19 protein-coding genes and 4 pseudogenes are annotated in these 25,506 nt (G+C 41.6%); 10 read left to right on the top strand and 13 right to left on the bottom strand.

The features are described 5' to 3' along the window. Positions 1-7: 7 nt before the first annotated feature. Complete coding sequence (locus ACU8V8_RS08280; protein ID WP_446889443.1) at positions 8-1,525, bottom strand: leucyl aminopeptidase; 1,518 nt, start codon at positions 1,523-1,525, stop codon at positions 8-10. Between the two features lie 192 nt (positions 1,526-1,717). On the opposite strand from ACU8V8_RS08280, the pseudogene msrA reads away from it, so the two are divergent. After that, positions 1,718-2,995, top strand: a pseudogene (gene msrA / locus ACU8V8_RS08275) (peptide-methionine (S)-S-oxide reductase MsrA). A gap of 55 nt (positions 2,996-3,050) precedes the next feature. Here msrA and ACU8V8_RS08270 read toward each other — a convergent pair. From ACU8V8_RS08270 to ACU8V8_RS08225, 10 genes and pseudogenes are all read right to left on the bottom strand, one after another. Next, positions 3,051-3,527, bottom strand: coding sequence for a hypothetical protein (locus tag ACU8V8_RS08270; protein WP_446889442.1), 477 nt, complete (start codon positions 3,525-3,527; stop codon positions 3,051-3,053). Between the two features lie 157 nt (positions 3,528-3,684). Beyond that, the gene (locus ACU8V8_RS08265) at positions 3,685-4,563 is read right to left on the bottom strand and encodes a LysR family transcriptional regulator (RefSeq protein WP_446889441.1); all 879 of its coding nucleotides are present in this window, start codon (positions 4,561-4,563) and stop codon (positions 3,685-3,687) included. Positions 4,564-4,933: 370 nt separating this feature from the next. Beyond that, complete coding sequence (locus ACU8V8_RS08260) at positions 4,934-5,590, bottom strand: 3-oxoacid CoA-transferase subunit B (protein ID WP_446889440.1); 657 nt, start codon at positions 5,588-5,590, stop codon at positions 4,934-4,936. A gap of 10 nt (positions 5,591-5,600) precedes the next feature. Continuing rightward, positions 5,601-6,299: a CoA transferase subunit A gene (locus ACU8V8_RS08255; RefSeq protein ID WP_446889439.1), complete on the bottom strand. Its 699-nt coding sequence runs from the start codon at positions 6,297-6,299 to the stop codon at positions 5,601-5,603. A 54-nt stretch (positions 6,300-6,353) separates the two neighbouring features. Next, a pseudogene (locus ACU8V8_RS08250) lies at positions 6,354-7,270 on the bottom strand (hydroxymethylglutaryl-CoA lyase). Further along, positions 7,263-9,236: an acetyl/propionyl/methylcrotonyl-CoA carboxylase subunit alpha gene (locus ACU8V8_RS08245; protein ID WP_446889438.1), complete on the bottom strand. Its 1,974-nt coding sequence runs from the start codon at positions 9,234-9,236 to the stop codon at positions 7,263-7,265. Before ACU8V8_RS08245 ends, ACU8V8_RS08250 begins: the two are co-directional and overlap by 8 nt. Positions 9,237-9,244: 8 nt before the next feature. Then, positions 9,245-10,015 (bottom strand): enoyl-CoA hydratase/isomerase family protein, encoded by a 771-nt coding sequence (locus ACU8V8_RS08240; protein WP_446889437.1) that lies wholly within the window; start codon positions 10,013-10,015, stop codon positions 9,245-9,247. A 10-nt stretch (positions 10,016-10,025) separates the two neighbouring features. Next, positions 10,026-11,633: a carboxyl transferase domain-containing protein gene (locus ACU8V8_RS08235; RefSeq protein WP_446889436.1), complete on the bottom strand. Its 1,608-nt coding sequence runs from the start codon at positions 11,631-11,633 to the stop codon at positions 10,026-10,028. 10 nt (positions 11,634-11,643) lie between these two features. Beyond that, positions 11,644-12,819: an isovaleryl-CoA dehydrogenase gene (locus tag ACU8V8_RS08230; RefSeq protein ID WP_446889435.1), complete on the bottom strand. Its 1,176-nt coding sequence runs from the start codon at positions 12,817-12,819 to the stop codon at positions 11,644-11,646. Between the two features lie 51 nt (positions 12,820-12,870). Further along, positions 12,871-13,305, bottom strand: coding sequence for a MerR family transcriptional regulator (locus tag ACU8V8_RS08225; RefSeq protein WP_446889434.1), 435 nt, complete (start codon positions 13,303-13,305; stop codon positions 12,871-12,873). Positions 13,306-13,635: 330 nt separating this feature from the next. Here ACU8V8_RS08225 and ACU8V8_RS08220 point away from each other — a divergent pair. The 9 genes and pseudogenes from ACU8V8_RS08220 to ACU8V8_RS08180 all read left to right on the top strand — a co-directional run bounded on the left by ACU8V8_RS08220 (position 13,636) and on the right by ACU8V8_RS08180 (position 23,153). Next, positions 13,636-14,818: pseudogene (locus tag ACU8V8_RS08220) on the top strand (thiolase family protein). A 96-nt stretch (positions 14,819-14,914) separates the two neighbouring features. Beyond that, on the top strand, positions 14,915-16,405 hold the full coding sequence (locus ACU8V8_RS08215) for a CoA-acylating methylmalonate-semialdehyde dehydrogenase (protein ID WP_446889433.1): 1,491 nt from the start codon (positions 14,915-14,917) through the stop codon (positions 16,403-16,405). Positions 16,406-16,505: 100 nt separating this feature from the next. After that, positions 16,506-17,662 (top strand): annotated as a pseudogene (locus tag ACU8V8_RS08210) (acyl-CoA dehydrogenase family protein). A gap of 10 nt (positions 17,663-17,672) precedes the next feature. Next, positions 17,673-18,452 (top strand): enoyl-CoA hydratase, encoded by a 780-nt coding sequence (locus ACU8V8_RS08205; protein WP_446889432.1) that lies wholly within the window; start codon positions 17,673-17,675, stop codon positions 18,450-18,452. After that, positions 18,452-19,597, top strand: a complete 1,146-nt coding sequence (locus ACU8V8_RS08200; protein WP_446889431.1) for an enoyl-CoA hydratase/isomerase family protein — start codon at positions 18,452-18,454, stop codon at positions 19,595-19,597. The genes ACU8V8_RS08205 and ACU8V8_RS08200 overlap by 1 nt, the downstream gene beginning before the upstream one ends. Before the next feature lie 4 nt (positions 19,598-19,601). Next, positions 19,602-20,492 carry a 3-hydroxyisobutyrate dehydrogenase gene (mmsB, locus tag ACU8V8_RS08195; RefSeq protein ID WP_446889430.1) on the top strand — a complete coding sequence of 297 codons (891 nt, stop codon included), beginning with the start codon at positions 19,602-19,604 and terminating at the stop codon, positions 20,490-20,492. Between the two features lie 3 nt (positions 20,493-20,495). Then, positions 20,496-21,257 (top strand): SDR family oxidoreductase, encoded by a 762-nt coding sequence (locus ACU8V8_RS08190; protein WP_446889429.1) that lies wholly within the window; start codon positions 20,496-20,498, stop codon positions 21,255-21,257. 160 nt (positions 21,258-21,417) lie between these two features. After that, a complete protein-coding gene (locus tag ACU8V8_RS08185; RefSeq protein ID WP_446889428.1) occupies positions 21,418-21,900 on the top strand; it encodes a hypothetical protein in 483 nt (160 codons plus the stop codon). 248 nt (positions 21,901-22,148) lie between these two features. Next, positions 22,149-23,153, top strand: a complete 1,005-nt coding sequence (locus ACU8V8_RS08180; protein WP_446889427.1) for a transposase — start codon at positions 22,149-22,151, stop codon at positions 23,151-23,153. Positions 23,154-23,802: 649 nt separating this feature from the next. On the opposite strand, the gene ACU8V8_RS08175 is transcribed toward ACU8V8_RS08180, so the two are convergent. Together ACU8V8_RS08175 and ACU8V8_RS08170 are read right to left on the bottom strand one after the other, a co-directional pair. Next, positions 23,803-24,489, bottom strand: a complete 687-nt coding sequence (locus ACU8V8_RS08175; protein ID WP_446889426.1) for a hypothetical protein — start codon at positions 24,487-24,489, stop codon at positions 23,803-23,805. Further along, positions 24,411-24,962 (bottom strand): methyl-accepting chemotaxis protein, encoded by a 552-nt coding sequence (locus ACU8V8_RS08170; protein ID WP_446889425.1) that lies wholly within the window; start codon positions 24,960-24,962, stop codon positions 24,411-24,413. Before ACU8V8_RS08170 ends, ACU8V8_RS08175 begins: the two co-directional genes overlap by 79 nt. Positions 24,963-25,506: the final 544 nt, after the last annotated feature.

Here is a 25,506-nt window from a genome sequence, read left to right as displayed (position 1 = left end):
TAAAAGCTTAGTTACTTAACAGCCACTCACTTAAAAGTCGCACGCCAAAGCCAGTACCGCCTGGTGAGATTTCATCTTTGCCTTTAGTCGCAAGTGCATTGCCTGCAATGTCAATATGTACCCAGCGGGTTTCACCAGCAAAATGCTCTAAAAAGCTTGCTGCTGTTGTTGCACCGGGCCCGCTTGAACCTAGGTTTTTGAGATCTGCAATGTCAGAACTTAACGTACTTTTGTAGCCTAAAGGCAGGCGCCATAGGTTTTCGTTTACATGTTTACCCGCTAAAGTAAGTTGCGAAATAAGCGCATCGTCTTGCGAAAAAACACCAGCGTAGTCATTACCGACGGCTTTAATTTTAGAACCCGTTAGTGTTGCTACATCAATCATTATTTCTGGCTTAAAGTGCTCACGGGCATACCACATGGCATCACTTAACACTAAACGACCTTCGGCATCTGTATTGACTATTTCAACACTGAGGCCTTCAGCAGTGCGCACAACATCGCCAGGGGCAACAGCAAATTGTGACACCATATTAGCCGCCATCCCCATAACGGCCACTACATTTTTATCCGCTTTAGCTAAAGCCATTGCTTTAACGGTACCAAGCACTGCGGCGGCACCCGCCATATCCGATTTCATTCGCGCAATTGATGCGCCAGTTTTGATACTATAACCACCTGAATCAAAAGTGATCCCTTTACCAACTAATGCAATGGGTGTTGTGTTTGAGCCTTTATAATGTGCTACAACCAATCGTGCACCTTGTTCACTGCCACGGCCAACTGCTTCAAGCGCACCCATACCTGGTTCTTTTAATTGTTTAGGCTCTAAAACGGTAATTTCAACACCGAGTGCTTCTAATTCTTTTGCCGCTTTTGCAAACGCAATGGGCGTCATTTGTGTTGCCACTTCAGAAGTCAGATCTCGGGCTAAAAATACGCCTTGTTCTATGCTCTGTAGCGTAGAGTATGTGTTGTTGGTTTGTTTCTTGTCATCTACATCAAAGTAGTAGTTTACAGTAGCTGTGTTTGGCGTTTGTTTGTATTTCTCGAAACGGTGATCTCGTAAATTTGCTCCGTGGGCAAAATTAGCAGCAAGCTCTGGGTTACTGATAGCACCTTTTACGCTATCAAATACAATGCTTGCAGATTCAACTTTGTTTTGTAGTAGCGTCGCATGAACATTACCACCCAGTTTAGCGATGGTTGATTTATCTAGTTGTTGTTGCTTGCCTGTCCCAACGATAAAAACCCGCTGCTGCTTACGTGAGTTAGTTGGAATAACTTCGAGTATATCGCCGTATTTACCATCAAATTGCTTAATATCAATAGTGTGAGAAAGCTGATTTTTGAACTGTTTATCAACGTCATTAAATGCACTGTTATTGGCATCTTGGCTATAAAAAACCACTAATGTTTGTGCATTATTATTAATTTTTGTCGAAAAGTTAATCTCTGCCGCGGTTACTTGCGTACTCATTGCAAGCGCAAAGGCAATTGCAGAAGCGTTAAAAACGTTTTTCATGTTTAGCACCCAGTTTTAATATCAAAAGTTAAAATAAAAAAGACTTTTTACCTTATCTGGGCTCAAACTTTAAGTTAAACACGATAGATATAGGGTTTGAAGCGTTAAGGCTGAAATTAATACGTCAATAGATAGGTCTAGTAGATTAATAACGCATTTTAGGAGTTTTGTATGTTCAAACAACCGTTAGCAATGATGCTTTGCACAGTACTAGTGAGTGTAAGCATTGGTGTATATGCTTTAGCGAACGATGAAAAAACAGCGAGTAAAAATGTTCAAGCCAGCATGCATGTACAAACACTGGTGTTAGGTTCTGGGTGTTTTTGGGGAGCTGAAAAGCGCTATGAAGCAATGCCCGGTGTGATAGATGCTGTTTCGGGCTACGCTGATGGCCGTGGCTTTAAAGCTACTTATAGAAATATAACAGCCTCATCTAAACGTTTTGACGATAATAACTACGCTGAAGTGGTCAAAGTTACCTTTAACAGCAATGTATTATCAGCTGATGATTTACTAAAGCGTTATTTTGAAAGTCACGATCCAACACAGCTTAATCGTCAAGGTAATGATATTGGCACGCAATACCGTTCTATTATATTAACCAGTAATGAAAAACAACTTAATGTAGCAAAGCAATTAAAAGCACAGTATCAACTTAAATTAACGGCAGCAGGCTTCGATTCAATCAAAACAGTGATAAAACCGCTGGATAAGTTTTACTCTGCTGAGGACTATCATCAAGATTACATAGCGAAAAATCCTAATGGTTATTGTCCAGATCATTCTACGGGTGTGGTGGTTTCTCAACCCAGCCAAAGAGCGAAGTAGATAATAAAGCTTTACTTGCAGGTAAGCAGATTGTGATTATTGATTCGCATGATTACTGCCCGTATTGTGAAAAGTTAAAAAAAGAAGTAACAAATGACTACAAAGGCACAATACCTTTGAGTTACAGAAAAGCTGATCAGCTAACAGGCCTTACTATTAAATCTCCAACGTGGGCGACACCCACGATATTATTTTTAGAAAATGGTGAAGAAGTATTTGGTCGCCAAGGGTATGTGACAAATACTGAGTTTTACAAAGCATTGGGGGCATTTAAATTAGGAGATAGTGAAGCGTATCGTGTTGCTTTTAATGCCCGAACTGATAGTCCTTTTTGTAAACAGTACGATATTTTTAAAAACACACCCGATGGTCAATTTATTGATAAGCTCAGTGGCGAACCTTTATTCGACACACGCGATAGATTTAAATCAGGCACAGGTTGGCTTTCTTTTTACACACCCAATCAAAGACAGTGTCACTGAACATGAAGATAACAGTTACGGTATGCAGCGAATAGAAATCAAATCTAAATCAACGGGGATACATCTGGGGCATATGTTTCCAGGGGAAGGGCCAAATGGTCAAGATAGGTATTGTATAAATGCAACGGTTTTAGAATTTGCTGCCAGAGGTGATAGCTAATTAAAGTGAACGGCACACTGAACATCTTAAGTGTGCCGCATTAAAAACAACGCATTTATAACGCTAAGTTTTGTTTTGCACGATTTAAGTTATGGTTAACTAAATCATTGTTAGACATTTGGTTAGCTTCATAAAAGTCTGAAATTGCTGCTGTCTCATTGTTTGACATAATACGGGCAACCCCACGGTTACTTAAAGCAAACGAGGTTAACTCATTACGCTTATAACTAGGCACTTTACTTGATTTAAGTAAAGTGATTGCTTGAGTACACAGGCTTTCAGCATCAGCGTAGTTGCTTAATTTTACATTCGCAGCACAGCTATTAAAAGGGATCTCATAAGCGCGATTAGGGTTGTTCTTAATAACTTCGTTGTCTTTAGTCAACGCCATCATTTCACCATTTGAAAGTGCGCTCGCAGATACTTCATTTTCAATAACCATTAATTTATAGTCTGTTTGATCAGCAAGTACCGCTGTAGATGATGTTAATAGTGTCGCAACTAAAATTCGCTTTGTTAGTATATTTAACATGATAATTTCCTCTGAGTTATTTGGTTGTTCATAATGAACACGTTAACTTTAGTCAGAGCTGGCGAGCGGTACAAACGATAAAAAGACACCTTACAAGTGAAATTTATTTACGTATGTAAGAGAGTTAACAGCAACCCCAGAGTTGCTGTATAAAGAATTATTTTAAATGTTTATATGTATCTAGTAGCCACTTAATAAATAACTCAAGTGAAGCATTAGACTCGCTGGGTTCGTGATGAACTAAGTAATACTTATCTTTTGTTTTAAGCGGTAAGTTTGTGAAGTTAAATAGCCACTCTTCTTCAAACCATGTTTGGCTAATAGGCAAGGGTATAAGTGCAATCCCCATGCCTTGTTGTGCAGCGCGTGCTACACCAAACATACTGTCGACTTGGATTATTTGTTTCGGCGCGAAGTCTTCAATACCTGCATGCTCAGCCCATTGGTGCCAAGCCCACGGGCGCGCCTTATGCAATATTAGAGGTACTTCATTGAGGGCTTGTAAAGGTTCATCTTTCCATGCTTCCCAATTCTTTTTGTTACAGGCTGGAGAGTATGACAACGAAAATAGCTCATGCACCACACCTTCAATAGGCTTAGAGGATGATAAAACAATAGAAAGATCACTTTGCTTAGTCAGCTCCTTACGCGTTTTCATGGTATTTAATTGTAAATTTGTATTTGGATGCTCTGTGGTCCATTCACTGAGTTTAGGCATTAATAGTTCACTGGCAAAGAACTCAGGTAAGGTAATACTTATATTTACATTTTCTTGCAGCTGACTAAATTCGGTTATGGTCTTTTCAAGCGCTTTTATCAGAGGGGACACAGAATCATAAAAGTTTTTCCCCGCGGACGTTAACCGAATTGAACGCGTTTGGCGCTCAAAAAGCTCAATACCTAGCTGCTCTTCCAATTGTTTAATTTGGTGACTCACAGCAGATGGAGTTAGATAAAGCTGGTTGGCGGCTTCTTTAAAGCTTAACGTTCTTGCCGCAAAACAAAACGAACGTAATCCTCTAATAGGTGTTTGCATAGTCGATGTTAGTAATTCTCAATAAGGTTAGTTAAGCAATAAATAACCCAATTTGCAAAGACTTAGCTAAAAGAGTTCATTAACTGATTAATTTTTTCTCATATTAATAAAAAATAAACATATTACGCTTATTAAAATTACAATTGCGTATATTTTTGAGTAATCATTGTTACACTTGATTAAATTGCAATAATTAGTGGCATAGATAATATTTCAGCGATTTTACTACTTTGGGGCAACGAAAACGGCTTTGCTATAAAATGGTGCAGTTAATTTTGCGCAAAAAAAATCCCTCGTAAGAGGGATTTTGGGTAACTCAGCGCCATTGGCACTGGGAATGAGGTCGGTACAAGGTGATTGGGAGGTAAAGTTAAAACACCATCTCTGGAACATCACCGTTAACAAGCAATTTGCCTGCCGTTTTATTAATTATTTCATCTACAGACACACCAGGTGCGCGCTCTAGCAAATGAAATGCGCCGTCTTTAACTTCTAACACGGCTAAATCTGTCACTATTTTCTTTACACAGTTAACACCAGTTAACGGTAAATTACAACTTTCAAGTAGTTTTGAATCACCATGTTTACTCGCATGGGTCATAGTAACAATAATATTCTTTGCACCAGCTACAAGGTCCATCGCGCCGCCCATGCCTTTAATCAGCTTTTTGGGGATCATCCACGAGGCGATGTTGCCGTTCTGGTCAACTTCAAATGCACCTAAGACTGTTAAGTCTACATGACCACCGCGGATCATTGCAAAACTATCTGCACTATTAAATATTGCAGCTCCCGTTGCTGCTGTCACGGTTTCTTTACCCGCGTTGATCATATCAGCATCAAGTTCAGCTTTAGTAGGGTATGGGCCCATACCTAATAAGCCATTTTCTGACTGTAGCATAACTTCAATACCATCAGGTACATAGTTAGCAACAAGGGTAGGAATACCAATACCTAAGTTTACGTAGTAACCGTCTTGTAATTCTTGCGCAACACGCATTGCGACTTGTTCACGTGATAATGCCATGATGATGCTCCTAATCGCTGGTGGTGACGCGTTCAATGCGTTTTTCAAAGCTGCCTTTAATAACGCGATTAACAAAAATACCTGGGGTATGAATTTGGCTCGGCTCAAGTTCACCTGGTTCAACAATTTCTTCAACTTCAGCAACGGTAATTTTACCTGCAGTAGCGGCCATTGGGTTAAAGTTCATAGCCGTATGGCGAAATACAAGGTTACCGTATCTATCTGCTTTCCATGCTTTAACAATGGCAAACTCACCGGTGATTGATTCTTCTAAAATATAAGGGCGACCATCAAACTCTTTAACTTCTTTGCCTTCTGCTACCGGTGTACCGTAACCTGTTGCAGTGTAAAAAGCAGGAATACCAGCACCGCCAGCACGCATTTTTTCAGCGAGTGTGCCTTGTGGAGTGAGTACTACGTCAATTTCACCGTTTAGTAGTTGCTGTTCGAACAAGGCATTTTCACCGACATACGAGGCAATTATTTTTTTGATTTGTTTGTCATGTAACAAAATCCCTAAACCAAAGTCATCCACGCCGCAGTTATTTGAAACTACAGTAAGGTCTTTAGTTTGTTTACGTTTAATTTCGCTGATTAACCCCTCAGGAATTCCACATAAACCAAATCCACCAGCAATTATTGTATCGCCGTCTTTTAACCCTTCCATTGCAGCTTCATAGCTTGAAACCACTTTATCGAAACCGGCCATGGGCCCACTCCTCATTTATAATTATATGACTATTTGTTCAATACTAAATATAGATTATTGATCAATAGTTTGATTTTTAAGTGCCAAGGATACCTTGCTCACAGGTTGTTTATTTAATGCTGTGCAAATAGCCCAACCAGCTTGAGCCAGTCTTTGTAAATCAATACCATGCTCAATGCCAAGCCCTTGTAGTAAGTAAACCACATCTTCAGTGGCAACATTTCCTGACGCACCCTTGGCATAAGGGCAACCACCAAGGCCTGCAACCGCACTGTCAACCGTTGCTATACCTCGCTTTAGAGCGGTGTAAATATTTGTGAGCGCTTGCCCGTAGGTGTCGTGAAAGTGAACAGCTAACAATGACTTATCAATATGAGTAAGGAGTAAGTCTAGTAGCTGATCAACTTTTTTGGCAGTACCAACACCAATGGTGTCGCCAAGGCTAATTTCATAACAGCCAAGTGCTAATAGTTTTTCAGATACCTCAAGCACAGCCAGAGGATCAATGTCACCTTCGTACGGACATCCCAGTACGCAGCTTACATAACCACGTACACGAATGTTGTGCGCTTTGGCAAACGCCATGACATCAGCAAAGCGAGCAATACTTTCGTCAATAGAGCAATTAATGTTTTTTGGCAAAACGATTCGCTGGCAGCGGTAAATATAGCAAACTCTTTAATGCCCACAGCATTCGCTGCTTCTGCACCTTTTAGATTTGGGGTGAGGGCGGTTAGATTGCAATCAGGTAAAGAAAGGGCGCTAATTACTTCACTTGAATCGGCCATTTGCGGTACCCATTTAGGTGATACAAAAGCACCTGCTTCAATATCTTTAATACCAGCAGTGGCAAGTGAATTGATAAGCGCTACCTTGTCTTGGGTACTCACAGCGCTTTCGTTTTGTAAACCATCACGTGCACCTACTTCTACAATACGCACATGGCTTGGTAATTGGTCTAAATTACTCATCAGTTGCGCTCTCATCAGTAACTATTGCCAATAGGGCACCATGACTTACTAGCTCACCTTGCGCAAAACAATAACTTTGCAATATGCCATCGTGTGGTGCATTGAGGGTATACTCCATTTTCATTGCTTCAATAATAACAACTGCATCACCTTTTTTAATTTGCTGACCTACTTCGACGAGGTGTTTAACCACTGTGCCATTTAAAGGGGCTGCAAGAGGCAGAGCTTCACTTTCATGCTCACTTACATAGTGCTTGTCGGTTAATTCAAACGTAGTCTGTAGCGCTTTGTACATAACGGTAATAGTGTTAGCTGTATTAACAACATGACAGGTATGCTTATCACCATTAATAAACACCTGGCACAGGTTATTTTCAATCGTGCCTGTGATTGTATAGTCCACTGAGTTTAGGTGAATTGTAAAGCCGTCATGCAACTTAGTTGCCGTGATAGGGCTGTTACTAAAAGGAATCGTTATGACGGAGTCACGGTTTAACATAAAACCAGAGAGTTGATCCCAAGGGCTTACACCGCTGCTGTTTAAACCTGTTAAGTGGCAAAATGCAGCAATAACTTTGCTAAAGGTATTTAACGCAGCATCATTTGAGATCAATGCATCGCCTTGCTCTTCAATAAAATGCGTATCCGGTGCACCTTGTTTGAAGGTTTGATGATTGGCTAAGTTATGTAAAAAGCTTACATTGCAGCTAAATCCAGATAAATGAAATTGCTCAAGTGCAGTACTTAAACGTGAAAGCGCTGCAGTACGCGTATCGTCATGAACAATGAGTTTCGCGATCATTGGATCGTAAAACGGGCTTATTTCATCCCCTTGTTTAATACCTGTGTCTATTCGTACAAACTCAGATTCAGCGGGTGTATATAAGCCATTAAGGGTGCCAGAGCAAGGGATAAAGTCATTACTTGGATTTTCAGCATAAATACGCGCTTCAAAACTGTGGCCTTGCAGCACAATGTCCGCTTGCTCTAAAGGTAGGGTGTTACCTGAAGCTACATTAATTTGCCAATTGACTAAATCAACACCGGTCACCATTTCGGTCACTGGGTGTTCTACTTGCAGGCGAGTATTCATTTCCATAAAGAAAAACTCATCGCCACACAATAAAAATTCTACTGTACCGGCGCCACGATAGTTAATCGCTAATGCACAACGCACTGCTGCTTCACCCATTTCTTTGCGCAGTTTATCGCTAAGTCCTGGGGCAGGGGCTTCTTCAATGACTTTTTGGTGACGACGTTGTAAAGAGCAATCGCGGTCGCCTAAATACACGCAGTTACCGTGATTATCTGCAAATACTTGTACTTCAACATGGCGAGGCTTATTCACATAGCGCTCTAGCAATACGAGATCGTTACCAAAACCGGCAATGGCCTCACGCTGCGCACCTTGCAATGCAGTTAAAAAGTCTTTGGCGTGCTCGACAATACGCATGCCTTTACCGCCACCGCCAAATGCTGCTTTGATAAGCACAGGGTAGCCAATTTTTTCAGCCTCAGCTTGTAAAAACTCAGGTTCTTGTTTATCACCGTAATAACCTGGCACCAATGGCACATTGGCCGCGGCCATGATCTCTTTTGCACGGGTTTTTGAGCCCATAGCTTCAATGCTTGACGCTGGTGGACCAATAAAAGCGATGTTGTGCTGTTCACAGGTTTCGGCAAATTCACTGTTTTCAGATAAAAAACCATAACCTGGGTGAATGCAATCTACATTTGCATCAAGTGCCACCTTGAGGATTTTATCAGCCACTAAATAAGAGTCTTTACTTGGTGCTGCGCCGATATAATAAGCTTCGTCAGCTAATTTTACGTGTTGCGCGTGTTTATCCGCGTCAGAATAGACAGCGACCGTGGTTAAACCCATTTGCTTGGCAGTGCGCATTACCCGACAGGCAATTTCACCACGATTAGCAATAAGAATTTTTTGTAATGATTGTGTGCTCATGATGAATCCTATGCTTGCCAACTTGGTGGGCGTTTTTCAAAAAAAGCGGTTAAGCCTTCTTGACCTTCTTCAGATACGCGAATTTCTGCAATACGCTCAGCAGTTAAGTTTATTATTTGACTATTAATGTCATGACCTGCCACATCGTTAATTAACTGCTTCGCAGCACGCACCGCAACCGGGCCATTATTAATGAGTGTTTCGAGTAATTGCTCAACGGCACAGTCAAGTTTGCCTGTAACCTGATGCACTAAACCAAGCTGCTTTGCTGTATGGGCATCAAAAATTTCAGCGGTTAAAAAATAACGACGTGCGGCTCGTTCGCCAATGGCTTTGATAACATAAGGGCTAATTACCGCAGGAATGAGGCCGAGTTTGACCTCACTTAAACAAAACTGGGCATTATCTTGGCAAATAGCAATATCACAACAGGCAATTAAACCCAGTGCACCACCAAATGCAGCACCTTGTACAGCGCAAATGGTTGGTAATGGGCTGGTTGCTAACACATGCATTAATTTGGCAAGTTGTTTTGAATCAGCGAGGTTTTCACTAAAATCGTTATTTGCCATGGATTTCATCCATGCTAAGTCAGCGCCAGCAGAGAAATGCTCGCCTTCGGTTTTTAAAACTAAGGCGCGGACATCTAAGCTATTAGCGTGTTCAATACATTGAATTAGCTCTTGAATTACTTGCTCGTTAAAAGCATTACGCTTTTCTGGGCGGCTTAAAACGAGGACAGCCACATTTGATTTAGTTATTTGTAGTGTTACTGACATACTCACTTCCTTACATTCTAAATACGCCGAATTGCGAATCACGTTGCGGTGCATTGGTGGCTGCACTCAGCGCCAAGCCAAGCACATTACGAGTATCAGCAGGGTCGATTATACCGTCATCCCAAAGTCGTGCACTGGCGTAATACGGGTGACCTTGTTGCTCGTATTGATCAATGATTGGCTGTTTAAACTCACTGATTTGTTCATCAGTCATACTATGACCTTTACGAGCTAAACCATCTTGTTTAACTTGTGCCATTACACCCGCAGCTTGCTCGCCGCCCATCACAGATATACGCGCATTCGGCCACATCCACATCATGGTTGGTTCAAAGGCACGGCCACACATGCCATAGTTACCAGCGCCATAAGAGCCGCCAATTAATACGGTAAATTTAGGCACGTCAGCACAAGATACCGCCATCACCATTTTAGCACCATGTTTTGCAATGCCTTCAGCTTCATACTTTTTACCCACCATAAAACCTGTGATGTTTTGTAAAAACACCAGTGGAATTTTACGTTGGGCACATAGCTGAATAAAGTGCGCGCCTTTTTGCGCAGATTCACTAAATAAAATGCCATTGTTGGCAACAATGCCAACAGGGTGACCATATATTTTCGCAAAGCCTGTCACTAAGGTATCGCCAAAGTAACGTTTAAATTCATCAAAAGATGAGTCATCAACGGTTCGTGCAATGACTTCACGGACATCAAATGGCTTTTTAAGATCAGTACCTACAATGCCATATAGCTCGTTGATGTCATAACGTGGTGCTTTAACTTCATCAAGTAAAGGCTGAGTAGGGCGCTGATAATTAATGCGCTCAATACATTGGCGCGCAATGGATAATGCGTGCGCGTCGTTTTCAGCGTAGTGATCTGCCACACCCGAGGTTTTACAGTGCACATCAGCGCCGCCAAGTTCTTCTGCGGTTACCTCTTCACCTGTAGCCGCTTTTACAAGCGGCGGGCCGGCTAAAAAGATAGTGCCTTGCTCTTTAACGATAATACTTTCATCGGCCATTGCAGGCACGTACGCACCACCTGCGGTACATAAACCCATCACCACTGCAATTTGCGGGATGCCTTTACCTGACATACGTGCTTGGTTATAAAAAATACGACCAAAATGCAGTTTATCTGGGAATACGTCGTCTTGTTCAGGCAGGTTTGCACCACCTGAATCAACTAAATAAATACACGGTAAATGACAGCGTTCAGCGATATCTTGTGCGCGTAAATGTTTTTTAACCGTCAGCGGGAAGTAAGTGCCGCCTTTTACAGTTGCGTCATTAGCGATGATCATACATTCAACGCCTTTAACGCGACCGATACCTGCAACAACACCGGCGCACGGTATAGCTTGGTCATACACACCGAATGCAGCAAATTGCGAAATTTCTAAAAATGGTGAGCCTTCGTCAATTAACGTACTTATACGATCGCGTACAAATAATTTACCACGGCCTTCGTGGCGCTCCTTTAATGCAGTGCCTCCGCCTTGGCTAATTGTGGCTACTTTATCGCGTAAATCATCCACCAGCGCTGACATGTTTTTATGGTTTTGTACAAACGTTGGATCGTGAGGATTAACGCTCGATTTTAAAATCGTCATGGCTTAATCCTTAACGGCTTTCAGTGAAAAGTTCGCGGCCAATAAGCATGCGGCGTATTTCTGATGTACCTGCACCTATTTCGTATAGTTTTGCATCACGCAGTAGGCGGCCTGTGGCGTATTCGTTGATGTAGCCATTGCCACCTAAAATTTGAATTGCATCTAGCGCCATTTTAGTTGCAAGCTCTGCGGCGTATAAAATGGCACCAGCGGCATCTTTACGGGTGGTTTCACCACGGTCACACGCTTTAGCTACCGTGTATACATATGAGCGCGCAGCATTCATTTGTGTATACATGTCGGCTACTTTACCCTGAATTAACTGAAATTGACCAATAGGGGTATCAAACTGTTTACGCTCATGAATATACGGCACAACTATATCCATACACGCTTGCATTATGCCAAGTGGGCCTGCTGCAAGTACTACGCGCTCGTAATCAAGGCCACTCATAAGTACCTTAACGCCTTCGTTTAAGTTACCTAAAATATTCTCCTGGGGCACTTCGCAGTTTTCAAATACCAGCTCACAGGTGTTTGAGCCGCGCATGCCCAGTTTGTCGAGCTTTTGCGCCGTTGAAAAACCAGGGAAGTCACTCTCAACAATAAACGCGGTAATGCCTTTAGCGCCGGCGTTTAAATCTGTTTTAGCGTAAATTACTAACGTGTGTGCGTCAGGACCATTGGTGATCCACATTTTGTTGCCGTTTAAAATGTACTTATCGCCTTTTTTCTCAGCTTTGAGTTTCATCGATACCACGTCAGAGCCCGCATTAGGCTCACTCATTGCAAGGGCACCAATGTGCTCACCACTAATAAGCTTAGGTAAGTATTTTTCTTTTTGAGCTTGTGTGCCGTTACGGTTAATTTGATTAACACACAGGTTTGAATGCGCGCCATAGCTTAGGCCAATAGAGGCACTTGCACGGCTAATTTCTTCCATAGCAATAACATGTTCTAAGTAACCTAACCCTGCGCCGCCAAGTTCTTCAGATACGGTCATACCTAACAATCCCATTTCGCCTAATTGCGGCCAAAGTTGATTTGGAAACGCATTATCAAGATCGGTTTTCTCTGCTAAAGGGGCGATTTCTTGACTAGCAAAACTATTAACATGATCGCGGATCATATCTGCTGTTTCGCCAAGGCCAAAGTTCATTTCTTTATATAGTGAAATAGTGCTCATGATTCATTCCTGTGTGAGAGTCTGTTAATGAATGTATTTTTGATTTAGTAATTATTCATCTAATTGATTTAAGGTATCGCGACATCGTCGCTCTGCAGTTACCAGCTCCATTAAGACAACTTTTATGTCATCCATCTGCTGGCTTAAGTCGGCTTTTTTGTCAGCAATTAAGTCAAGCATAGTAACTAGCTGTTTTGCACTCGATTTATCCGCATCGTAAAGCTCAAACAAACGACCCGTTTCAGCCAAGGTAAACCCTAATCGTTTACCACGTAAAATTAATTTTAAGCGCACTTTATCGCGCTTAGAGTAAATACGTGTTTGGCCATTACGCTCAGGTGAAATTAAGCCTTGATCTTCATAAAAGCGAATAGAGCGGGTAGTAATGTCAAACTCTTTAGCTAATTCACTAATACTAAAAGTTTGTTCATTACTGGCGGGCTCAGTGGAAGAGCTGGCGAAGTTTGTTTGATTATCTTGATTCATAGTGTTTTTACCTCATTCGAATAACTCCAATATAAGTGAAGTTTACGTAAAGGTAAAGTGGATTGTGAAAGTTATACTTTAGACGTATGTCATTAGTAGTAATTACGGTAGGGCATCTAGTTAAATCAGAGTCTGTAGCGCTGTTGTGATAATTTCACTACAGTAAAATAAAGATAAGTTTACACTTTTGTTGAGCGCAAAAACCTTGATTTTGGATTTACGTTGGCGTAAACGTAAATATTATGTATGCTCATATACAGATTAATAAACATATTGTTTGGCGTATCTTAACACACAGTGAGAGTGCCAATGACCAACTGGAGCCTTTTTATGACTACCGAAGCCGTTGTTATTGTAGCAGCAAAACGCACCCCTATGGGTGGTTTTATGGGAGCACTTAGCAGTGCAGACGCAACTGAACTTGGCGCAACAGCAATTGCTGGCGCATTGGCCGATACTGGATTAAATGAGAGCGCAATTGATGAAGTGATTATGGGCTGTGTTTTACCCGCGGGTTTAGGTCAAGCTCCTGCTCGACAAGCGATGTTAAAAGCAGGCCTTGCTCGCTCAACCGGGGCAACAACAATTAATAAAGTCTGTGGTTCTGGTTTGAAAGCAGCGATGCTTGCTCATGATTTAATTAAAGCAGGTTCAATTAATAGCGCGGTTGCCGGTGGCATGGAAAGTATGACTAACTCACCGTACTTTATTCCAAAAGCGCGCGGTGGTATGCGCATGGGTCATGGTGAAATTAAAGATCACATGATGAATGATGGCCTAGAAGATGCCTACGATAATAAAGCGATGGGGTGTTTTGCCCAAGACACCGCTGATGAATATGGTATTGGTCGTGAGCAAATGGATGAATTTGCTCTTAACTCGCTAAATAAAGCTCTTAATGCAATTGAAAATGGTGATTTTGTTAATGAAATTGCCCCTCATACAATGACCTCACGTAAAGGTGACGTGACTGTAAGTATCGATGAACAACCCGGTAATGCCCGTCCTGAAAAAATACCCAGTCTGCGCGCTGCGTTTAAGCGTGACGGCACCATTACCGCCGCTAATTCATCGTCAATTTCTGACGGTGGTGCAGCCCTTATTTTAATGAGTGAATCACACGCTAAAGCACAGGGGTTAACGCCACTGTGTCGTATTGTAGCCCACAGCACACACGCACAAAAACCAAGCGAATTTACCCTTGCACCAGTAGGCGCTATGACTAGCTTGCTTGCTAAAGCGGGTTGGACAACTAACGACGTTGACCTTTGGGAAATTAACGAAGCCTTTGCGATGGTGACCATGCTTGCTATCAATGAGCTAAAGCTAGATGAAAACAAAGTAAATGTTAATGGCGGTGCCTGTGCCCTTGGTCACCCAATTGGAGCAAGCGGTGCACGGATTTTAGTTACCCTAATACATGCATTGAAAAACCGCGGCCTTAAAAAAAGGTGTGGCGTCATTATGTATTGGCGGTGGCGAAGCGGTTGCCCTTGCTGTAGAAGCAGTTTAAACAATTAGAATAATAATTTTAATCTCTCACAGCCGTAGCTTCTTTTAATTATAACAACTGCGGCTTAATCAAATACCCTCTGGGGAGGAGTGCGTTATGCACCAAGTACCATTATTTATCAACGGCGAATTTATTCAATCAACATCAGATCAATTGATTGACGTTATTAATCCAGCAACCCAAGAAGTATTAGCGCAAGTTCCATGCACCACAGACGCAGAAATGGATGCCGCCATTGCATCAGCAAGCGAAACATTTAAAACATGGAAAGACGTACCAATTACAGAGCGAGCGCGCATTATGATGAAGTACGCAGCGCTTTTAAAAGAGCATCACGATGAACTTGCTACGATCATTTGCCATGAGCTAGGTAAAACATTCGAAGATGCCAAAGGCGATGTCTGGCGTGGTATTGAAGTGGTTGAACAAGCTGCCAATGCGCCATCATTAATGATGGGCGAAACCATGGAAAACGTAGCGCGCAAAATTGATACTTATTCGTACATGCAACCTTTAGGTGTGTGCGCAGGCATTACGCCATTTAATTTCCCTGCCATGATCCCACTGTGGATGTTCCCACTGGCAATTGTGTGCGGTAATACCTTTATTTTAAAACCGTCTGAGCAAGATCCACTGACTCCGATGCGTTTAGCAGAGCTTTTTGTTGAGGCGGGTGCACCTAAAGGTGTTTTACAAGTAGTACATGGCACTAAACCTCAGGTCGACCGTTTACTTGACGATGCCGCAGTTCGCGCAATTTCGTTTGTTGGTTCATGTGGCGTAGGTGAATACATTTATTCAAAAGGCACGGCTAATTTAAAACGTGTACAAGCCTGTGTTGGTGCTAAAAACCACATGGTGATCATGCCTGATGCAAGTCGTTCTCACGTTGTTAATAATCTTGTTGGTGCGTCGGTTGGTGCGGCAGGTCAGCGTTGTATGGGTATTTCAGTTGCAGTGTTTGTTGGCCAAGCGAAAGACTGGGTTGAAGATATCAAAGCAGGCTTTGCTAATGTACGGCCAGGTGTTTGGGACGACAAAGATGCAGCATACGGCCCGCAAACATCAGCGGCAGCCAAAGCGCGTATTTTATCATTAATTGAAAGTGGTAAAGCCCAAGGCGCAACATGCTTAATTGATGGCTCGGATTTTACAGTAGAAGGATATGAAAAGGGCAACTGGGTAGGTCCTACCTTGTTTAGTGATGTCACAACCGAGATGGATTTATACAAAGAAGAAATTTTTGGCCCTGTATTGGCGTGTATGTTTGTTGATTCGCTAGATGAAGCAATTGCCCTGATTAATGAATCTCCATTTGGTAATGGCACATCATTGTTTACTTCAAGCGGTGCGGTTGCACGTAAATTCCAACATGAGATTGAAGTAGGCCAAGTGGGGATTAACGTGCCAATCCCTGTGCCGCTGCCATTCTTTTCGTTTACCGGTTGGAAAGGCTCATTCTACGGTGACACTCACACTTATGGCAAACAAGGTATTCGTTTTTATACCGAGACCAAAACTATTACATCTCGTTGGTTTGAGGATGATATTGCCTCAGGTCCAAACATGAGTATTAATCTTAAATAACAATAATAAAAAAGAGGGGCACGAAGGTCACTTCACACACAATGATGCCTTCGTAGCCCTTCACTAATTTTGACAACAAACATTTTTAAAGAGGTCTCCTATGGACTTTAACCTAACTGAAGATCAACAAGCATTTGCTGATACAGCACGTCAATTTGCACAGTCAGAGCTTGCCCCCATGCAGCTAAATGGGACCGTGAACATATTTTCCCTAAAGACACAATTAAAGCCGCAGGCGAGCTTGGCTTTTGTGGTTTATATACACCCGAGGAAGCCGGTGGTTTAGGTTTATCTCGTTTAGATTCAAGTATTATTTTTGAACAACTTGCAATGGGCTGTACAGCAACCACTGCGATGTTAACCATTCATAATATGGCCACTTGGATGATAGCAAGCTTTGGGACAGAGCAAACTAAAGAGCAGTATTGCGATCAGCTTGTAATGGGTGAATTACTTGCCTCTTATTGTTTAACGGAGCCAGGCTCTGGATCAGATGCCGCATCACTTAAAACCAAAGCCGTGCTTGAAGGCGATGAGTATGTGATCAACGGCTCAAAAATGTTTATCTCAGGTGCTGGTGAAACTGAAGTATTAGTGGTTATGGCGCGTACTGGTGGCGAAGGCGCTGCGGGTATTTCTGCATTTGTTGTACCGGCTGATGCCAAAGGCGTTGAGTACGGTAAAGCAGAAGAAAAAATGGGTTGGAATGCACAGCCTACACGCTTAATAAGCTTTGAAGATGTGCGTATACCAGCGCATAACTTACTAGGTGCTGAAGGCGAGGGCTTTAAGTTCGCGATGCAAGGCTTAGATGGCGGACGTATTAACATTGCAACTTGTTCAATTGGTACAGCCCAAGCGGCACTTGAAACAGCCCGTGAATACTTAAAAGAGCGAACTCAGTTTGGTAAACCGCTGGCTGCATTTCAAGCGCTGCAATTTAAAATTGCCGATATGAACACTGAGCTGGTGGCTGCGCGCCAAATGGTGCGTTTAGCCGCCTTTAAACTTGATGCAGGTGACAGCGAAAAAACCACTTATTGCGCTATGGCAAAACGTTTTGCCACCGATGTTGGTTTTACAGTCTGTAACGATGCCCTGCAAATTCACGGCGGTTACGGCTACATAAAAGAATACCCGCTTGAGCGCCATGTACGAGATGTACGCGTACACCAAATTTTAGAAGGCACTAACGAAATTATGCGTGTGATCATCGCACGTCGTATTTTAGCCGAATCAGCCGCTGATATTTTATAAGGAGCCAGTCATGTCAAACCCAAGTATTGATTTAACCATTGAAGGTCACGTAGCGATTTTAACCATGTCTAATCCGCCAGCGAATACCTGGACCAAAGACACGTTAATTGCATTAAAAAATACCGTAAATGAGCTCAACGATAATAAAAACATCTATTCATTAGTGATCACTGGCGAAGGCGAGAAATTTTTTAGTGCCGGTGCTGACTTAAACGTATTTGCTGATGGCGATAAAGGTATTGCCGCGACTATGTCGCAAGTGTTTGGTGAAGCCTTTGAAGCATTATCAGCCTTTCGCGGTGTGTCGATTGCCGCAATTAACGGTTATGCCATGGGCGGCGGTTTAGAAGTGGCCCTTGCTTGTGATATTCGGATTGCTGAAGAGCAAGCACAAATGGCATTACCCGAAGCGAAAGTAGGTTTACTCCCATGTGCTGGTGGCACGCAAAACCTAGCTTGGTTAGTCGGTGAAGGCTGGGCAAAACGCATGATCTTATGTGGCGAGCGCTTAAAAGCCGATAAAGCCCTGCAAATTGGTTTAGTTGAGGAGGTGGTTGCGCAAGGTGAAAGTTTTGCGGCGGCACTTAAATTAGCGAATCAAGTGGCAGAGCAAAGCCCAGTTGCAGTATCAGCATGTAAAACGTTAATTCAAAAAGGCCGTACTCAGCCAATGGCGCATGCATTACCCCTTGAGCGTGAGCTATTTGTTGGTTTATTTGATACTGAAGATCAGCGCGAAGGTGTAAATGCCTTCTTAGAAAAACGTAAAGCAAACTGGGTGAATGGCTAATGGTTGACTTAACACAATTAAATTCGCCTGATGCGCCTGTGGTATTTGAAACCGCAGCCGCTGAAAATGGCTCATTAATTGGTTTTGCCACCCTTAATGCGCCAAAGTCATTAAACGCACTTAATTTTGCGATGATCAAACTATTAGAGCCGCAGTTATTAGCGTGGGCAGATGATAGCAATATTGCCATGGTCATCATCAAAGGAGCCGGGGAAAAAGCATTTTGTGCCGGTGGTGATGTAGTAAGCTTGCACAGCGCCATGAAAAGCGGCGAGCCTGCCAACCTTATTGAAGATTTTTTTACTCAAGAGTATCGCCTCGATCATTTAATTCATTGTTACGAAAAGCCTATTTTGGTTTGGGGTAACGGCATTGTTATGGGGGGCGGTCTAGGATTAATGGCCGGAGCGAGTCACCGCGTGGTAACAGAAAACTCACGTATTGCGATGCCTGAGCTTACCATTGGTTTATATCCTGATGTTGGCGGCAGTTACTTTTTACATAAAATGCCCGAGCACGTTGGGGCATTTTTGGGTTTAACCGCAGCGTCTATAAACTGTGATGATGCGATGTATGTGGCATTGGCTGATCACTACCTCAAAGCGGATAAATACGACACTCTGATTGAGCAATTGTGCAGTATTAAGTGGGGTAAAACGGCTTCATTGAATCACGATAAGCTGACCAGTTTACTTACCGAACTTGATAATGTTTCTGGGCGTATGCCAAAAGGTAATATAAAAGCGCATTTAGCCACCATTCAAAAACTGGGTGAATTTACGGTTCTACGCGATAAAGTAAATTATATCTTAAACCTAGAAACTGAAGATACATGGCTTACCCGCGCTCAAAAATCATTGAAACATGGTTGTCCATTAAGTTGTGCTTTAGTTGAGCGTCAGCTCGCTAACTCAAAAGGTAAGAGCTTGGGCGAATGTTTTCAAATGGAGCTGGGTATGTCTGTACGCTGTGGCGAAGTCGGTGAATTCCAAGAAGGGGTGCGGGCGCTTTTAATTGATAAAGACGGTGCGCCTAATTGGCAGTTCAAATCAATTGCCGAGTTACCTGATGAGCTGGTAGAAAGCTTTTTCACACCACGTTGGACTGCTGACACGCATCCACTAATACAACTCACACAAGGATAATGTTATGTCACTTTCAATTGGTTTTATTGGTTTAGGTAATATGGGTGGCCCAATGGCGGCTAACCTAGTTAAAGCAGGTCATCAAGTCAAAGTGTTTGATTTAAACCAGTCGGTCGTAAATGACTTGGCTAGCAATGGGGCGATTGCCGCAACGGATGCTAAACACTGTGCAACCGACATTGATGTATTGATCAGTATGCTACCTGCTAGTAAGCATGTGAAGTCGCTTTATCTTGGTGAGACAGGGCTTGTCCATGTGTTAGCTAAAACTACACTGGTTATTGATTGCTCTACTATTGATGCTGCATCGGCACGTGAAGTGGGCTCAGAGCTAAGTGAACACGGTATCGCTTTTGTTGATGCACCGGTCTCTGGTGGTGTTGCTGGTGCAACGGCTGGCACATTAACCTTTATTGTTGGTGGCGATGATGCACATTTTAATCAAGCACAGCCAGTGCTTGCTGATATGGGCAAAAATATCTTTCATGCCGGTGATATTGGCGCAGGGCAAGTTGCAAAAATTTGTAATAACATGCTGTTAAGCATTTTAATGGCAGGCACCAGCGAAGCGCTACAAATGGGCATTAACAATGGCTTAGATCCAAAAGTGCTCAGCGATATTATGACTGCAAGCTCGGGCCGTAACTGGACACTTGAATTATATAACCCATGCCCAGGTGTGATGGACACAGCACCTGCCAGCAATGATTATAAGCCAGGCTTTATGGTTGATTTAATGGCTAAAGATTTAGGTCTAGCTATGGAAGCCGCGCAGCAAAGTAATTCAGCAACCCCAATGGGGTCAATGGCGAAAAACCTTTATACCATGCTACAGCACCAAGGTGCTGGCAGTGATGACTTTAGCGCCATTTTTAAATTATTCTCGAAGGAGTAACAGGTGGAAATTAAAAATAATACAGTCGTGATCACCGGCGGTGCGCAAGGCTTAGGTTTTGCAATGGCGCATAAATTTGCAGCCCTTGGTGCTAATCTCGCGTTAATTGATATGCAACAAGATTTATTAGATACAGCCGTTGCTGAGCTTAGTCAGCAAGGGACAACCGTTAAAGCCTATGTAGCCAATGTTACTGATGAACAAGCTATGGTTGATACCTTTACTACCATTAATGCCGATTTTGGCCACATTGGTGTGCTAATCAATAATGCCGGTATTTTACGCGATGGTATGTTTATCAAAGCCAAAGAAGGCAAAGTGGTTGCTAAAATGGCGCTTGATCAATTTAAGTCAGTGATTGATGTAAATTTAACCGGCGTGTTTTTAGCGGGCCGAGAAGCTGCATCCCATATGATTGAATCAGGCAAAGGCGGCGTAATTGTTAATATGTCGAGTGTTGCGCGTGCAGGTAATATTGGCCAAACTAACTATGCGGCTTCTAAAGCAGGTGTGGTTGCTATGACCACAGGCTGGGCAAAAGAGCTTGGCCGTTTTGGTATTCGAGTAGGCGCTATTGCTCCTGGTGTTATTCGTACTAACATGACCGACGCTATGAAACCCGAAGCTAAGCAACGTATGCTTGCAGTCACGCCAGTAGGGCGCTTTGGTGAAGCAGATGAAATTGCTCATACAGCGCAATACATTATCGAAAACGACTTCTTCACCGGTCGTGTAGTTGAGATAGACGGCGGTATTCGTCTGTAATTGATAAGTATTGTTTATTTAAGTAACAAAAAACACCGTTACTGTATACTTATACAGTAACGGTGTTTTGCTGATAACAAAACTATTTTATTTTTTATATAAACATGCTAAAAATAATAAAAATCTGTTATTTGTTGATATTAAAGGAAATAAGATAACAATGAATGAAAATGTAGAAGTTTCTATAAAAAAAGGGATGTTATTTAAGTTTTATTATAATAACAGGCTAATAACTTATGATTGCTCACCTGTATCGGGCAAAGAAGTTGTAATGATTGATGGTGAAGTTATCAGTGAATCAAAAAGCTATAAAATGTCATCGAGTCATGAGTTTGTACTTGATGGCAAAGCAGCAAAAATAAACTTAAGCCTCAAAGGGTTCACAAAGAACGTAACAATATGTGAGTTCTTTGTTGCGGGTGAGCTGATAAATGCGTACCAACTTACCTATGGCACCAAAGGCAATATACCATTAATGGCAAGAATTATTATGCTTATAATAGCTGCAACGATAGGGTGGTTTTATGCCGCTCAAGTAATTGATGAATGGTTAGCATTTTCGATAGTCTTTATACTCGGTTTAGCGATTATGTTTAAATTTGAAAAACCAAATTGGACATGTGAAGATTTACTAAAGAGTTAATGATTGTCACACTAATGTGTAATTTAGTTTTAAAGAATGATCAAACGGTTGGCGTATGTTGTCAGCCGTTTTTTATTTTACTTCAGAATAACATTGGACAGGCACATTTAATTTACACATTTTTAGGACTAAAAATTTTTTGCTTATCCTGTCGAATTTAAATAAATAAAGGACACGCATAAATTTTTTTGCAAAATGCACAGCATTAACTACTGTTATTATATCCAGTAATTGTGAGGTGGTACTTTATGACACGCGCAAGAAAAAACCTGATTGATTTAGCATCTACATCATACTACCACTTAGTCGCTCGCTGCGTCAGACAAGCATTCTTGTGTGGTAATGATAAACACACAGGTAGAAACTTTGATCATCGTCGAGAGTGGCTAGTAGATCGGATAAAGTTATTAAGTAGTGTATTTGCCATAGAAATTGCCGCCTATGCGATAATGTGCAATCACTACCATCTTGTTGTGAACGTCAATAGGCGTCAAGCACTTGGTTGGTCTGATGATGAAGTAATTAACCGCTGGTATCAGCTTTACAAAGGTCATGTTTTGGTGGATCGCTACTTAAATGGAGAGAAGTTAGATAAGGTAAGTGACCTATTTTTTAATGAAATTATCGCAAAATGGCGAGAAAGATTGTATGACATCAGCTGGTATATGAAAAACCTCAATGAGTACATTGCCCGTGAAGCCAATAAAGAAGATAATTGTACGGGCAAGTACTGGGAAGGTCGCTATAAGTCACAAGCATTATTAGATCAAACAGCAGTACTTAGTTGCATGGCCTACGTTGATTTGAATCCTATCAGAGCAAACATAGCTGAAACACTTGAAGACAGTGACTTTACTTCTATCCAAGAGCGAATAGCGCATTTCAAAGCCTTCACTATGGACAAAGTTAAAGTGGATCAGCCCCTCAAACAAAAAGATAATATTCAGCATGAAAGCCAGCCATCCGAGCTAAAACCATTTGGTGGTAACCACATCAAAAACACGATCCCTTTTGCCTTAATTGATTACATTGAATTAGTTGATTGGAGTGGCCGTCATATAGATCCAAAGAAAAAAGGGTATATAAAGAAAGCTATGCCAAAAGTGCTACTCACTTTAAATATAGAAGAAGCGCAATGGCTTGAATCAATAATGCGATTTAGGCAGCAGTACTCAAATTTCGCAGGCAGTAAACAGCGGTTAAAGCTGCACGCGGCAACCAACGATGTCAAATGGTACAAAGGGGTAGGTTAGCACTAAGTTCGTCAAGTAATTGAAAAACAATCTCATCAAAAAAGCATACGTCTTTAGCCAAGCTTTGTTCTGCAGCTAAATATCCAATCCAAGAATGTAAAACTTTTAATAATCATCAAATGGTGAATTTGATAGTGCATAAATGCTGGGGGATTAGTAATTCCAAAGACGATTTTTGATGTTAGGCAATAATTAAAATATGCCTGTCCTTTTATTAAGGTAGTCCTTTTATTAAGGTAAGTGTGGCTCAAATGTTCAGAATAGGATCTCCGCGTAGCGGCTTAGTTCAACATTTAATCGTGCGCTCATCGCGCATTTTTCTGCTGACTGAACGCTCATTTATCTACTTTATACTGTTTTAACAAATAACTTTACGCATTACTACCAATAAGTTTTTTAAAGCTTAAAGTTAAACTTAATAAAGTAATCTGCGCTCATCGCTCATTTTCGTGAATATATGCGCAAAGAGCAGTTTGACCATTCAATTAACTATTAGCCAATCTCAATAACCGCTAATCACTCCAAGCTATTATTCAGCTTTAATTTTTTAAGCTTGGGTTTTGTTGCTCTCAACCACAACCTACGGTGATACATTTAACGCAGTTGCTAAAAAATTTATCGCTTACAGTTTACGGCTTACAGCTTAATTTCAACTGCTTTTAAACCCAATCCTAAAGCCGCCCCAATGCTTGCCATTTACATAAATAGGTACTGATAAGTCATGTAAAATTTCACCGGTATCACGTTTGTATGTTTGCAATAAAAAGCTTTCAGTGTGACTGCCACAGCGGCTGCCTGTAGGATCGTTGAAAATACGTTTAGTGCGGTTGTTTACTAAATCTTGCTGGTAGTTACCGGTTAATGGCTGGCTGTAGCGTTTATTGTGGGTAGGGAAGTAACCTTTTTTGTCTACCGCTCCGGCAAATAGGATTTGTTTATTTTCTAGAATAGGCTCTTGAATTGGCGGTAAAATTTTATCGGTTAAGCTGTCGTAGTCGGTGCTGTATTTAGTTGGGTTACTATTAGGTATTTCTCTATAATCTTGAGAAAACAACTGTTTTTCGCTAAGTTGTGATGTTGCCAGCAGCTCAGTAAATTTAGTTGATATGGCTGAGCTTGCCTGTAGTGCCGCTGCTAAAATAGGTTTAAAGAATGCGTTATGTTCTACTTTATTAAGCTCTCTAAAAATAGTTTCTGATCCTATTGATAATTTAGAGGCTTGATCTGAGATTGAAGTACTTTTTGTGGCAACTTCAGCTAGTAGGTGGCTAATACTACCCACCGAGGTATTAATTTGTGTGGTTGCGTGTTGAAACGCACTGACTGATTGCTGCATGGTTTCTCAAGTGTTGACGATGATTCGGTAATATCTTGGTGGATTGCTAAAAATGAGAGGGTAACGTTTTCTAGTTCTTGCTTTACTGACTCACTGCGCGTTGATACTTGTTTCATATCGTCATTTGTTTGCACACTATTGTCATTAATTTCGCTGAGCATTTGTGCAATTTGTTTAGTTGCTTGATTGGTTTTATTAGCAAGATTACGTACTTCATCAGCAACAACAGCAAAACCTCGGCCTTGTTCACCAGCGCGTGCCGCTTCAATTGCCGCGTTTAATGCGAGTAAGTTAGTTTGCTCTGCAATGGTTTGAATTACTTGGGTGATGCTTTGAATATCTGTGGCGCTTTTTAATAGTAGGTCTAATTGCCCAGAGACTTTATCAATCGAGCCAGACAAAGAGTCTATTTGCTCTGTAGCCAATTGCAGGCGTTGATCAGCAGAGGTCGATGCTTGTGATGTTTGCATCATTGCTTGGCTAACGGTAGTTATGTTATTAGTCAGCTCACTGCTATTATGGGATAACGCTTGGGTTGCTTGGCTAACCGCTTCACTTTCGCTATGACAGCCATCAATTTCTTTAGCTAAACTATCAACATAGAATGCAACTTCTGCTGCACCAATGGCATTTTTAGACGTTGCCTTTGTTATATTATCAGCAACCTTAATAATAACTGCATGCGGGTTTGGTTCTGGTTCAGCTTGGGGGTTTTTAGTAGAAATTATCTGTTTAAAAATATCAGTGCGCTTAATGTTGTTAGCAATAGTGCGCTAGTTAGTGTCAGCTGTGCAAAAAAGTACAGTGCAGCAATAGTGCAATAGAATGCTGTATAAAAGAGTGAGTTTAAATTCATGCGGCTAACCTTTTTTTATTATAATTTTTAGTCTTGAATATAAAACAAACTAAATCAATTATAAAAAGGTCTTATAGGCGACTTTAATTTTTTACATAATGAATACTAAGTAAATCCTTTTCTTGTATTTAACGGTGATAAAAAGAATAATCTGCTAACTG

This window comes from Pseudoalteromonas sp. SaAl2 (assembly GCF_052947895.1).
Note: the sequence above shows the minus strand (reverse complement) of the source record. Positions and strands in the feature narration are given on the sequence as shown.

Coding starts and splice junctions, on each gene's coding strand:
- ACU8V8_RS08280 (WP_446889443.1), bottom strand. CDS start 1,525: ATGAAAAACGTTTTTAACGCTTCTGCAATTGCCTTTGCGCTTGCAATG.
- ACU8V8_RS08270 (WP_446889442.1), bottom strand. CDS start 3,527: ATGTTAAATATACTAACAAAGCGAATTTTAGTTGCGACACTATTAACA.
- ACU8V8_RS08265 (WP_446889441.1), bottom strand. CDS start 4,563: ATGCAAACACCTATTAGAGGATTACGTTCGTTTTGTTTTGCGGCAAGA.
- ACU8V8_RS08260 (WP_446889440.1), bottom strand. CDS start 5,590: ATGGCATTATCACGTGAACAAGTCGCAATGCGTGTTGCGCAAGAATTA.
- ACU8V8_RS08255 (WP_446889439.1), bottom strand. CDS start 6,299: ATGGCCGGTTTCGATAAAGTGGTTTCAAGCTATGAAGCTGCAATGGAA.
- ACU8V8_RS08245 (WP_446889438.1), bottom strand. CDS start 9,236: ATGAGCACACAATCATTACAAAAAATTCTTATTGCTAATCGTGGTGAA.
- ACU8V8_RS08240 (WP_446889437.1), bottom strand. CDS start 10,015: ATGTCAGTAACACTACAAATAACTAAATCAAATGTGGCTGTCCTCGTT.
- ACU8V8_RS08235 (WP_446889436.1), bottom strand. CDS start 11,633: ATGACGATTTTAAAATCGAGCGTTAATCCTCACGATCCAACGTTTGTA.
- ACU8V8_RS08230 (WP_446889435.1), bottom strand. CDS start 12,819: ATGAGCACTATTTCACTATATAAAGAAATGAACTTTGGCCTTGGCGAA.
- ACU8V8_RS08225 (WP_446889434.1), bottom strand. CDS start 13,305: ATGAATCAAGATAATCAAACAAACTTCGCCAGCTCTTCCACTGAGCCC.
- ACU8V8_RS08215 (WP_446889433.1), top strand. CDS start 14,915: ATGCACCAAGTACCATTATTTATCAACGGCGAATTTATTCAATCAACA.
- ACU8V8_RS08205 (WP_446889432.1), top strand. CDS start 17,673: ATGTCAAACCCAAGTATTGATTTAACCATTGAAGGTCACGTAGCGATT.
- ACU8V8_RS08200 (WP_446889431.1), top strand. CDS start 18,452: ATGGTTGACTTAACACAATTAAATTCGCCTGATGCGCCTGTGGTATTT.
- mmsB (WP_446889430.1), top strand. CDS start 19,602: ATGTCACTTTCAATTGGTTTTATTGGTTTAGGTAATATGGGTGGCCCA.
- ACU8V8_RS08185 (WP_446889428.1), top strand. CDS start 21,418: ATGAATGAAAATGTAGAAGTTTCTATAAAAAAAGGGATGTTATTTAAG.
- ACU8V8_RS08180 (WP_446889427.1), top strand. CDS start 22,149: ATGACACGCGCAAGAAAAAACCTGATTGATTTAGCATCTACATCATAC.
- ACU8V8_RS08175 (WP_446889426.1), bottom strand. CDS start 24,489: ATGCAGCAATCAGTCAGTGCGTTTCAACACGCAACCACACAAATTAAT.
- ACU8V8_RS08170 (WP_446889425.1), bottom strand. CDS start 24,962: ATGATGCAAACATCACAAGCATCGACCTCTGCTGATCAACGCCTGCAA.